The sequence below is a fragment of the Micromonospora sp. 4G55 genome (genome assembly GCF_016803375.1).
Window position 1 is genome coordinate 1 of the sequence record NZ_JAEVHN010000192.1, and the last position, 10366, is coordinate 10366.

Annotated in this window: 7 protein-coding genes, 2 pseudogenes and 1 riboswitch; of the genes and pseudogenes, 6 read left to right on the forward strand and 3 right to left on the reverse strand. The window is 71.5% G+C overall.

All coding sequences use genetic code 11. The annotated features are described in order from the left end of the window. Positions 1 to 152: 152 nt before the first annotated feature. Positions 153 to 959, reverse strand: a complete 807-nt coding sequence (locus JNW89_RS17210; RefSeq protein WP_238449694.1) for a DUF881 domain-containing protein — start codon at positions 957 to 959, stop codon at positions 153 to 155. 230 nt (positions 960 to 1189) lie between these two features. Between JNW89_RS17210 and JNW89_RS17215 the strand changes: the two genes are divergently transcribed. Then, entirely contained in the window at positions 1190 to 1453 is a 264-nt protein-coding gene (locus JNW89_RS17215; protein WP_088959592.1) for a cell division protein CrgA, read from the forward strand. Between the two features lie 315 nt (positions 1454 to 1768). Then, positions 1769 to 3966: pseudogene (locus JNW89_RS17220) on the forward strand ((Fe-S)-binding protein). A gap of 69 nt (positions 3967 to 4035) precedes the next feature. On the opposite strand, the gene JNW89_RS17225 reads toward JNW89_RS17220, so the two are convergent. Further along, positions 4036 to 4704 (reverse strand): GPP34 family phosphoprotein, encoded by a 669-nt coding sequence (locus JNW89_RS17225; protein ID WP_238449695.1) that lies wholly within the window; start codon positions 4702 to 4704, stop codon positions 4036 to 4038. Between the two features lie 107 nt (positions 4705 to 4811). Between JNW89_RS17225 and JNW89_RS17230 the strand changes: the two genes are divergently transcribed. From JNW89_RS17230 to JNW89_RS17245, 4 genes and pseudogenes are all read left to right on the forward strand, one after another. Continuing rightward, on the forward strand, positions 4812 to 6119 hold the full coding sequence (locus JNW89_RS17230) for a hemolysin family protein (protein WP_238449698.1): 1308 nt from the start codon (positions 4812 to 4814) through the stop codon (positions 6117 to 6119). Beyond that, positions 6112 to 7115, forward strand: a pseudogene (locus JNW89_RS17235) (hemolysin family protein). Before JNW89_RS17230 ends, JNW89_RS17235 begins: the two are co-directional and overlap by 8 nt. A 163-nt stretch (positions 7116 to 7278) precedes the next feature. Next, positions 7279 to 8295, forward strand: a complete 1017-nt coding sequence (locus JNW89_RS17240) for an NlpC/P60 family protein (protein ID WP_238449696.1) — start codon at positions 7279 to 7281, stop codon at positions 8293 to 8295. Between the two features lie 148 nt (positions 8296 to 8443). After that, a riboswitch (cyclic di-AMP (ydaO/yuaA leader) is annotated at positions 8444 to 8580 on the forward strand. A gap of 12 nt (positions 8581 to 8592) precedes the next feature. Next, a complete protein-coding gene (locus tag JNW89_RS17245; protein ID WP_238449697.1) occupies positions 8593 to 9633 on the forward strand; it encodes an NlpC/P60 family protein in 1041 nt (346 codons plus the stop codon). Between the two features lie 42 nt (positions 9634 to 9675). Here JNW89_RS17245 and dcd read toward each other — a convergent pair whose 3' ends face one another. Continuing rightward, positions 9676 to 10254, reverse strand: coding sequence for a dCTP deaminase (gene dcd / locus JNW89_RS17250; protein ID WP_179802511.1), 579 nt, complete (start codon positions 10252 to 10254; stop codon positions 9676 to 9678). Between the last annotated feature and the right edge of the window lie 112 nt (positions 10255 to 10366).

Consider the following 10366-nt stretch of genomic DNA (forward strand, 5'->3'; position numbering starts at 1 on the left):
GGTCGGCGGCCGGTTCGGGGACGAGCGCGGCGGCAGCACCGGGTCGGGCCAGTTGTTGCGGCGGGCCGGCGGGGTCGAGCCCTCGACCTTGGGGATGACCGCGGTCTCCTCGTCGCTCCGGTCGCGGTGGCGCGGGTCCCTGCCGTCGGGACTCATCGGGGCACCGTCGCCGATCGCAGCGCGGTGGAGTCCTCGAAGGCCGGCACGGTCACGGAGGAGACGGTCTCCTTGTAGCCCAGCTGATAGTGCTCGACCGCCTGCTTGAACAACCCGACTCCCTCAGAGCCGGCGAGGGCCTGCTGGAGGGCAGCGGGATCGCCGATTGCTACGATCTTGAACGGTGGCGAGTACACCCGGCCGTGCAGCAGCAGGGTGTTACCCACGCAGCGTACCGCGCTGGTGGACAGCACGCGGACGTTCATGATTGACATGGCCTCCGCGCCGCCGGCCCAGAGCGCGTTCACCACCGCCTGCACGTCGCCCTGGTGAACGACCAGGTCGTCGTTGGTCGCGTCCTTGGGCAGAGTCTGGTCATTGCGGCGGGGCGCGTCGTTCAGTTCGACGGTCACGCCCGGCCCGGACAGCGCGGTGAACCCGGCGGCCTCCAGGCTGCGCCCGGCCCGGTCGCGCTGCTCCTTCACGGGGCCGTCGGTGTCGGCCAGCGCGGCGGTCTGGCTCTCGACCTCGGCGCGCAGCCGGGCGGCCCGCAACTCGCTGGCCGCCACCTGCTCGCGCCGGTCCTCGATCAACTGGGTCAGCTGGGGCCGCCGGTCCTCCCGCAGGGCGGTGCCGCCGGCGGTGGTGGCGGTGGTGGTGAAGAGCAGCCCGGCCGCGGCGGCGATCAGCGGCACCCCGATCGACCAGCCCGGTCGCCGCTGCCGCCCACGTCGTGGCAGGAGCGCGGCGACCGCGCGCCGCATGGCCTTCTGCCAGGACGCCGCGCCGGATGTGTACTCCACCGAGCGTTCCCTCCGCCTCGTCTGGTTGGTGCCCGCCACGACGCCGACGGGCGCGGGTGCGCCGGGGCGTTTCCCTCTTTCCGGTCACTCCGCGCACCGGCCTGACCCCATTCGTGGCTTGGACGGGCCGTCCGGACTACGCTAGCTGTCGAACATTATTGGCCATGGACCGTCGCCCCCGCGCCCGGTTGTCAGGCCGGACGAGGTCGTCACCCCCTCTGGAGAGCGTCGTGCCCAAGTCTCAGGTCCGCAAGAAGAAGGTGTACACCCCGCCGACGGACGTGCGTCCGACGAGCACGGCGGCGACGCGCAAGCCTAGCCCGGTGTGGCTGCCGGCGACCGCGGTCGCGCTGATCGTCGGTGGCATCGGCTGGCTGGTGGTCTATTACCTCTCCGAGCAGGAGTACCCGGTCGCCACCTGGGGCTACTGGAACCTGGCCGTCGGCTTCGGCGCGATGGTCGCCTCGCTGATCCTGCTCTCCCGCTGGCGCTGACTCTTCCTGCTGGCGCTGAGGACGGCGGCGCCTCCGGCGCCGCCGTCGGACGACCACGTCACCTTCGCGGAACCCTGCCCGGCGCTCCGGCGCCGGGCACCCTATGGTGTGCGCAGGGCGGCGTGGCCGGGTGCGAGAAGACTCACGTTACTGCTGGGTAACCTTGCGCGTAGGCTGCACTGCATGACCGAGCGGAGCGAGGTCATCGACCGGCCCGGTCGATCAGGTGGTAGCGGCGCGACGCCGGTGACGTCCTGACACCGGCCACCCGGTCGCCGAGCCGCTCGACAGGCAGCAGACCGGGAGGCCAACTCGATGGGCAGCGTCCAGATCGTCACCACGATCCTCGCGGCCGCCATCACCGCCGTGGCGGTGTGGCTTGCGGTGCGCGCGGTCATGAAGATGACGGCCGTCATCCGGCTCGGGCAACCCGCCCCGGAGCGGTTCACCGACAAGGGCGCCCGCACCAGGACCATGCTGGTGGAGACCGCCGGCCACACCCGCATGCTCAAGTGGAGCGTGGTGGGTGCCGCGCACTGGTTCGTGATGGTCGGCTTCATCGTGCTGTCGCTGCTGGTGCTCGAGGCGTACTTCGAGGTGGTCACCCCGACCGGCGGGCTGCCGATCATCGGGCACTGGACGGTCTTCGGCCTGGCCACCGAGGTCATCGGCGTGCTGGGCCTGGTCGGCATCGTGGTGCTGATGGCGATCCGGCTGCGCAACCGTCCCACCCGGCCGGGCGGTCGCTCCCGGTTCACCGGCTCGACGATGTGGCAGGGCTACTTCGTCGAGTGGATCGTGCTGCTGGTCCTGATCTTCGGGTTCGTGATCCGGGGCTTCAAGGTCGCCACCGACCACTTCGAGTACCCGGTCTGGGCCACCCCGGTCAGCCACGCGGTCGGGGCGGTGCTGCCCGACTGGCAGGACGGCGCCAGCGTCGCCGCGCTCATCAAGATCGCCATCTCGATGACCTGGCTGATCGTCATCTCGCTGAACGTGACCATGGGTGTCGCCTGGCACCGCTTCCTGGCGTTCCCCAACATCTTCTTCAAGCGGGAGCCGGCCAAGCCCGCCGGCTCGGCCTCGGGGCCCTGCGGCCGATGATGAGCGAGGGCAAGCCGCTCGACTTCGAGGAGGCCGACCCGGAGAAGGACCAGTTCGGCGTCGCCCAGGTCGAGCAGTTCACCTGGAAGGGCCTGCTGGACTTCAGCACCTGCACCGAGTGCGGCCGCTGCCAGTCGCAGTGCCCGGCCTGGAACACCGGCAAGCCGCTGTCGCCGAAGCTGCTGATCCTGAGCCTGCGCGACCACGCGTACGCCAAGGCGCCGTACCTGCTGGCCGGCGGCGGCAAGGACCTCACCGGCGAGGAGAAGGCCACCGCCGCGCAGCTCGCCCACGTCGACGTGCTGGCCCTGGCCGAGGCCGACAAGCCGCTGATCGGCACCGCCGAGGAGGGCGGGGTCATCGACCCCGACGTGCTCTGGTCCTGCACCACCTGCGGCGCCTGCGTCGAGCAGTGCCCGGTCGACATCGAGCACGTCGACCACATCGTCGACATGCGCCGCTACCAGGTGCTGATCGAGTCGAGCTTCCCGTCCGAGGCCGGCGTCATGCTCCGCAACCTGGAGAACAAGGGCAACCCGTGGGGCGCCCCGCAGAACACCCGCGAGGACTGGACCAAGGGCCTCGACTTCGAGGTGCCGCGGGTCGGCGAGGTGGACGACTTCGAGTACCTGTTCTGGGTCGGCTGCGCCGGCGCGTTCGAGGACCGGGCCAAGAAGACCACCCGCGCGGTCGCCACGCTGCTCAACGAGGCGGGCGTCACGTTCGCCATCCTCGGCGAGGGCGAGACCTGCTCGGGCGACCCGGCCCGCCGGATCGGCAACGAGTTCGTCTTCCAGATGCTCGCCCAGCAGAACGTCGAGACCCTGAACGAGGCGTTCGAGGGTCGGGAGAAGGCCAAGCGCAAGATCGTGGCCACCTGCCCGCACTGCTTCAACACGCTGGGCAACGAGTACGGCCAGCTCGGCGGCGAGTTCGAGGTCGTGCACCACACCCAGCTCCTGGCGCACCTGGTCTCGACCGGCAAGCTGACCCCGGTGCAGCCGGTGGACGGCGGGGTCACCTACCACGACCCCTGCTACCTGGGCCGGCATAACCGGGTCTTCGCCGCGCCGCGTGAGGTGCTGGGCGACGCGATCGCCGGCGAGCTCACCGAGATGCCGCGCAACAGCGAGCGCTCCTTCTGCTGCGGCGCCGGCGGCGCCCGGATGTGGATGGAGGAGAAGATCGGCAAGCGGATCAACGTGGACCGGGTCGAGGAGGCCATGGCCACCGGAGCGCGGACGGTCGCCGTCGGCTGCCCGTTCTGCTCGACGATGCTCAACGACGGGGTGAACGGCAAGGGCGCCGGCGAGCAGGTCGAGGTCATCGACGTGGCCAGCGTGCTGCTCCGCTCGGTCAAGCCCGAGCAGACGCAGGGCGACAAGGAGACCGAGCCGGTCGCCGGCTGAGGCGTACCCCCGGATCACCGGACACCCGACGGCGGTGGCACCCACCAGGTGCCACCGCCATCGTCGTGCTCAGGAGACGGTGGTGGTGACGATCGCGGCCGTGGTGGCCACCGGGACGGCGGCCTGGGTTTCCTCGATCGCCTTCTTCGTCGCCGCGGACGCCCAGTCCCCGGCGGCGATCTCCGCCACCCGGGCCGTCAGCCGCTCCTTCGGCACCTCCCGGAAGAGGGTGCGGTCCAGCCCCACCGCGCGGGCGAGACCGATCAGCGCGGCCGTCCGGGCGTCGACCGGGCCGTCGGTGGCCACCGCGTCGAGCATCCGCCGCCGGGCGGCCGTCTCGGCCGCCGGCTCCGCGCCGGTCGGCGACGGATGGCGGGTAGGCGGAAAGACCAGCAGCACCCGGTCGGACTCGCGGCGCAGCACCCCGCGGTCGACCAGGCCCGCCAGCACCCGGTCTGGCAGGCCCTTGGCCAACCGGCTCATCCAGTCCTTCGGCTTGCGGCGCTTCTCGCCGGCGGCGAGGGTGGCGAGGGCGTCGTCCAGCACCGGGTGGCCCGTCGGGGTCGGGTCGGTCACCGACAGCCGGTCGTCGGCCACCGTCACCCGGCCGGCCAGGGCCAGGTCGAGCAGGACCGCCCCGACCAGGCCGTAGTCGAGGCGCGGCCGGCCGAGCCGGTTGGTGCCGGCGTCGTCGTGGGCGAGCAGGACCAGTTCCTCGGCGAGGGTGAGGGTCGGCATGCGTCCACGTTAATCACGGGCCACCAGGGCCACCTCGGGTGAACTCGTGCGCCGCGAGCGGCCGTGGAACAATCTCGCTCATCGACGGCCTGTTGCTCGGCACGCTGTTGCCCCTGGTCGGCTTCGTCCTGCTGACCGCCGGCAACGCGTTCTTCGTCGCGGCCGAATTCGCCCTGGTCACCGTCGATCGGGCGGAGATTGACCGGCGCGCCGACGCCGGGGACGGCGCGGCGGCCACGGTACGCCGGGCGCTGCGCGAGCTCTCCTTCCAGCTCTCCGGGGCGCAGCTCGGCATCACCCTCACCGCGCTGCTCACCGGGTATCTCGCCGAGCCGGCGCTGGCCCGGCTCTTCGCCCCGGTGCTGCGGCCGGTGGGCGGGGCGGAACGGTTCGGCCCGCTGCTCGCCCTGGCGCTGGCAACCCTGCTCTCGATGCTCTTCGGCGAGCTGGTGCCGAAGAACCTCGCGCTGGCCCGGCCGATGCCCGCCGCCCTGGCCACCGCCGGCCCGATGCACCGCTTCTCCCGGACCTTCGGCTGGCTGATCCGGGCGCTGAACGGGTCGGCGAACCGGCTGGTCCGGGCGCTCGGCGTGGAGCCGCAGGAGGAGTTGGCCAGCGCCCGCTCCCCGGAGGAGCTGGGGCTGCTGGCGGCCATCTCGGCCCGGGCCGGCGCGCTGCCGCCGGACATCGCCATGCTGCTGCGCCGCACCATCCGCTTCGGCGACAAGCGCGCCGCCGAGGCGATGACCCCCCGGGTCGACGTGGTCGCGCTGCGCGCCACCGCCACCGTGGCCGAGCTGCTGGAGGCGTCCCGGCAGACCGGACGGACCCGCTTCCCGGTGTACGAGGAGACCCTCGACCTGGTCACCGGGGTCGCCGGCGTACCGGACGCGCTCGGGGTGCCGTTGGCCCGCCGCGCCTCCACCACCGTCGCGGCGGTGGCCCGCGAACCGGTGTACGTGCCGGAGAGCCTGGACCTCGACGGCGTGCTGGCCGCGCTGAAGGACGCCGGCGCCGACCTGGCCATCGTGGTCGACGAGTACGGCGGCACCGACGGCGTGGTCACCATCGAGGACCTGGTCGAGGAGCTGGTCGGCGAGATCGCCGACGAGTTCGACCCGGACGCGGTGGACGACGCCGGTGCGGCCGAGCTGACCGTGCCGGGCGGCGAACGGACCGTCCTGCTCGACGGGGTGCTCCGCGAGGACGAGCTGGCCGAGCAGACCGGCTTCCGGCTGCCCGAGGGCCCGTACGAGACGCTGGCCGGGTTCCTGATGGCGCGGCTGGGCCACATCCCGGTGCCCGGCGAGACGGTCGAGGAGTCCGGGTACGAGTTCACCGTGGTCGAGGTGGAGCGGCACCGGATCGAGCAGGTCCGCGTCGTGCGCCCGGAGGAGCCGGACGGCGATGACTGAGCTGCTGGTCGCCCTGGCGTTGCTGCTCGGCAACGCGTTCTTCGTGGGCAGTGAGTTCGCGCTGATCGCGTCCCGCCGTACCGTGGTGGAACCGCTCGCGGCGACCTCCCGGCGGGCCCGCTGGGCGCTGTCGGCGATGAACCAGATCCCGCTGATGATCGCCGGGGCGCAGCTCGGCATCACCGTCTGCTCGCTGGGGCTCGGGGCGATCGCCGAGCCGGCCCTGGCCCACCTGATGGAACCGGCGTTCCACGCGCTGAGGCTGCGACCTCGGCGGTCCACCCGCTGTCGTTCCTGATCGCCCTCGCGGTGGTGGTCTTCCTGCACACCGTGGTCGGCGAGATGGTGCCGAAGAACATCACCCTGGCCGGGCCGGAGCCGTCCGCGCTCTGGCTCGGGCCGGCCATGCTGGCGTTCTGCGTGGCCACCAAGCCGCTGCTGGTGGCGATGAAGTGGGCGGCCCGCCAGGTGCTGTGGCTGTGGCGGGTGGAGGCGACCGAGGCGGTGAAGACGGTGTTCACCGCGGAGGAACTCGCCGGGCTGGTGTCGCAGGCGCGCACCGAGGGTCTGCTGGACGCGGAGGAGCACGCCCGCATCACCGGGGCGCTGGCCCTGCACCGGCGGACCGCCGCGGACGCCCTGCAACCCTGGTCGACGGTGACCACGGTGGCCGAGGACGTCTCACCGGCGTCGCTGGAGGTGCTGGCCACCCGGACCGGCCGGTCCCGCTTCCCGGTGGTGCAGCGGTCGACCCGCCGGGTGCTCGGCTTCGTGCACGTCAAGGACGTCCTCGGGTACGCCGGGGCGTCCCGCCGGGCCCCGGTGCCCGCCGACGTCTACCGGCCGCTGGCGGTGGTGCCACCGGACCGTACGCTGGCCGACCTGCTGCTGGCGATGCGGCGCGAGCGGCGGCACATGGTGCTGGTGAGCGACGGTCGCCGGCCCCTCGGCGTGGTGACATTGGACGACGTATTGACTGCCGTCGTTGGAAAATGAGCGAACACCCTTTGTGTGCAAGTGGTTGCGCAGGCGTGATGCCGTAATGACCCACCTTGAATTCGTACGGAGCCTTCCCTAATGTGGGGCACCGACCGCTGTGGGTCGTCTGCCTCCGTCTTCCCCTCAGTGAGGCGCCCGGCGGTCGGTCGCTAAGGAGTCGGTGCCGGTGGCAACCATGCCCCCTCATCGTCACGCCCAGGGTCGTCCGCCCACTCAGCCCGCCGGCCTGCGCCGGGTCGCCCGCCGCCTGCTCACACTGGTCGCGGCGGTGGTCGTCGGCGCCGGGATGTTCGCCGTGCCGGCGCATGCCGCGCCCACGCCGGAGGAGATCGAGGCGGCGATCGACAAGCAGTGGGAACAGCTCGAGCCGACCATCGAGCAGTACAACCAGGTCCGCGCGCAGCTCAAGGTCAACCGCAAGAAGTCGGCGGAGCTGGAGAAGAAGATCCAGCCGCTGGCCCTGCAGACCGAGCTGGCCATGAACCGGGTGGGCGACCTCGCCTCCCGGTACTACATGACGGGCCCCTCGCAGGACATCGGCGCGCTGCTGGTCAGCGCCAAGCCGGGCACCCTGACCGAGCAGCTGACCATCCTCGACCGCCTCGCCGCGCAGGAGCGCAAGGAGCTGCAGGTCGTCATCAAGGCCCGGCAGAAGTACGACGGCGAGAAGCAGAAGCTCGACGGGCTGATCGCCGCGGAGGTCAAGCAGGAGAAGGAGCTGGCCGCCAAGAAGGCGCAGATCAACTCCGAGATCAAGCGGCTCCAGGCCTCGATGCCGAAGACCGTCGTCAAGGTGGCTGGCTGCCCGACCGTCAAGGGCGTGGTGAGTTCCGCCGCGCAGACCGCCATCCGGGTGGCCTGTCAGCAGGTCGGTGACCCGTACGTCTGGGGTGCCGACGGGCCGGACTCGTTCGACTGCTCCGGCCTCACCCAGTACGCCTACAAGGCCGCCGGCATCTACCTGACCCACCACACCGGCGCCCAGTGGAACGAGGGCAGGTCCATCCCGCGCTCCGAGGCGCGCCCCGGTGACCTGGTCTTCTTCTTCAGCGACCTGCACCACGTGGGTCTCTATCTGGGCAGCGGGCTGATGGTCCACGCGCCACGGACCGGCAAGCCGGTCCAGGTCACCAGCATCGACTACATGCCGGTCGCCGGCTTCCGACGACCGAACTGACCCGAGCCCGCCGCGAACCCCCGGTCGACCGACCGGGGGTTTCGCGTATCCGGGACCCCGCACGGCATGGCGGGTTGCGGATCGATAACAGTCGTCTCTACTCTGGTCCTTCGTCGGCCGCGACAGGTCCGTCCAACCCGGGCGGCAGTGGCCGGCACCGCCGAATCGCCGCCAGGCGAGCCGGGGACCCAGGTAAGCCGGGGTGAATCCGCAGCCACTGCGGTAGGGCGCTCCCTTCCCGCCCGAACCCGTCAGCTAACCCGGTAGGCGGTCGCGGAAGAAGGAGCCCGGAGCCCGGTGGCACACCATGCCCCGCGGCCACCGTCGTACCGGTCGACCCAGGTCGCCCGACTGACGGCTGCGCCGCGCCCACGCTGGTCCCGCTTCACCACCGTCCTCGCCGCCCTCGCCGGTGCCGCCGTCGTACTGACCGGCGTTGCCACGGCGGCCCACGCCGACCCCTCGGTCGCCGAGATCGAGCGGCAGATCGACCAGGACTGGAACAGGCTCGAACCGATCATCGAGCAGCACAACGCCACCCGTCAGGACCTGGCCGCCAAGCGCCGGCAGGCCGACGCGCTGACCAAGCGCATCGAGCCGCTGCAACTCCAGGTCGACCTCGCGATGAACCAGGTCACCGGGCTCGCCGCCGAGGCGTACAAGGGGGAGAACCTCTCCGCCGTCAACGCCCTGCTCGGCAGCAGCTCCCCCGCCGAACTGGTCGACCAGCTCGAACTGCTCGACCGGTTCGCCCAGCGCCAGCAGCGCGACGTGCGGGCCGTCAAGGAGCTGCGGGACAAGCTGGCCGCGGAGAAGGCGCCGCTGGACGAGATGGTCGCCCAGCTGACCCGCACCGAGGCCCAGCTCGCCGCGAAGAAGAAGCAGATCAACGCCGAGATCGACCGGCTGCAGAAACTGCGACTCAAGGTGTACGGCAAGGGTGGCGGAGGCGCCCTGCGCCCGGCCCCGTGCCCGGCCGGCTACCCCGGCGGCCCGGCCGGCACGGCGGTCAAGTTCGCCTGCGCGCAGATCGGCAAGCCGTACGTCTGGGGCGCCGAGGGCCCCAACTCGTACGACTGCTCCGGACTGATGCTCGCGGCGTGGGCGAAGGCCGGTGTCTCGCTGCCGCACAACGCCCGCCAGCAGCGGCAGGTGACCGCCCGGGTCAGCCGGGCCGACCTGCGCGCCGGCGATCTGGTCTTCTACTACGCCGACCTGCACCACGTCGGCATGTACGTCGGCGGCGGCTGGGTGGTGCACGCCTCCCAGGCCGGGGTGCCGATCAAGATGAAGCGGGTCGACGACGGGCCGGTCAACAGCTACGGCCGGCCGGGCTGAGCGCGCGCCGGGCTCCCGGGGTGCCGGGGGCCCGGCCCGGCGTCAGCGGGTGGGCCAGGTGCGCCAGTGCTGCCAGGAGCGGCTCGGGGTCGGCCCGCGCTGGCCCTGGTAGCGCGACCCGTAGACGGCGGAGCCGTACGGGTGCTCGGCCGGGGACGAGAGCCGGAAGATGCAGAGCTGGCCGATCTTCATCCCGGGCCAGAGCGTGATCGGCAGGTTCGCCACGTTCGACAGCTCCAGCGTCACGTGACCGGAGAAGCCCGGGTCGATGAAGCCGGCGGTCGAGTGGGTGAGCAGGCCGAGCCGGCCCAGGCTGGATTTGCCCTCCAGGCGCCCGGCGAGCTGGTCGCCCAGCGAGATGACCTCCAGCGTGGAGGCGAGCACGAACTCGCCGGGGTGCAGCACGAACGGCTCACCCTCGGGCACCTCGACCATCGAGGTGAGCTCGTCCTGCTGGATCGCCGGGTCGATGTGCGTGTACAGGTGGTTGTTGAAGACCCGGAACAGCTTGTCGAGCCGCACGTCGATGCTGGACGGCTGCACCAGTGTGGGCTCGAAGGGCTCCAGCGCGAGCGTGCCCGCCTTGATCTCGGAGACCAGGTCGCGGTCGGAGAGCAGCATCGGCACACCATATCGAGCGGACCGGGTGACCTGCGTGTCGGACTACGCGTTCGTACACATGTTCGATAGGATGTCCGTATGGCTTCCTGGTCCGAATTCGCCGCTGACGAGC

Coding starts and splice junctions, on each gene's coding strand:
- JNW89_RS17225 (WP_238449695.1), bottom strand. CDS start 4,704: ATGCCGACCCTCACCCTCGCCGAGGAACTGGTCCTGCTCGCCCACGAC.
- dcd (WP_179802511.1), bottom strand. CDS start 10,254: ATGCTGCTCTCCGACCGCGACCTGGTCTCCGAGATCAAGGCGGGCACG.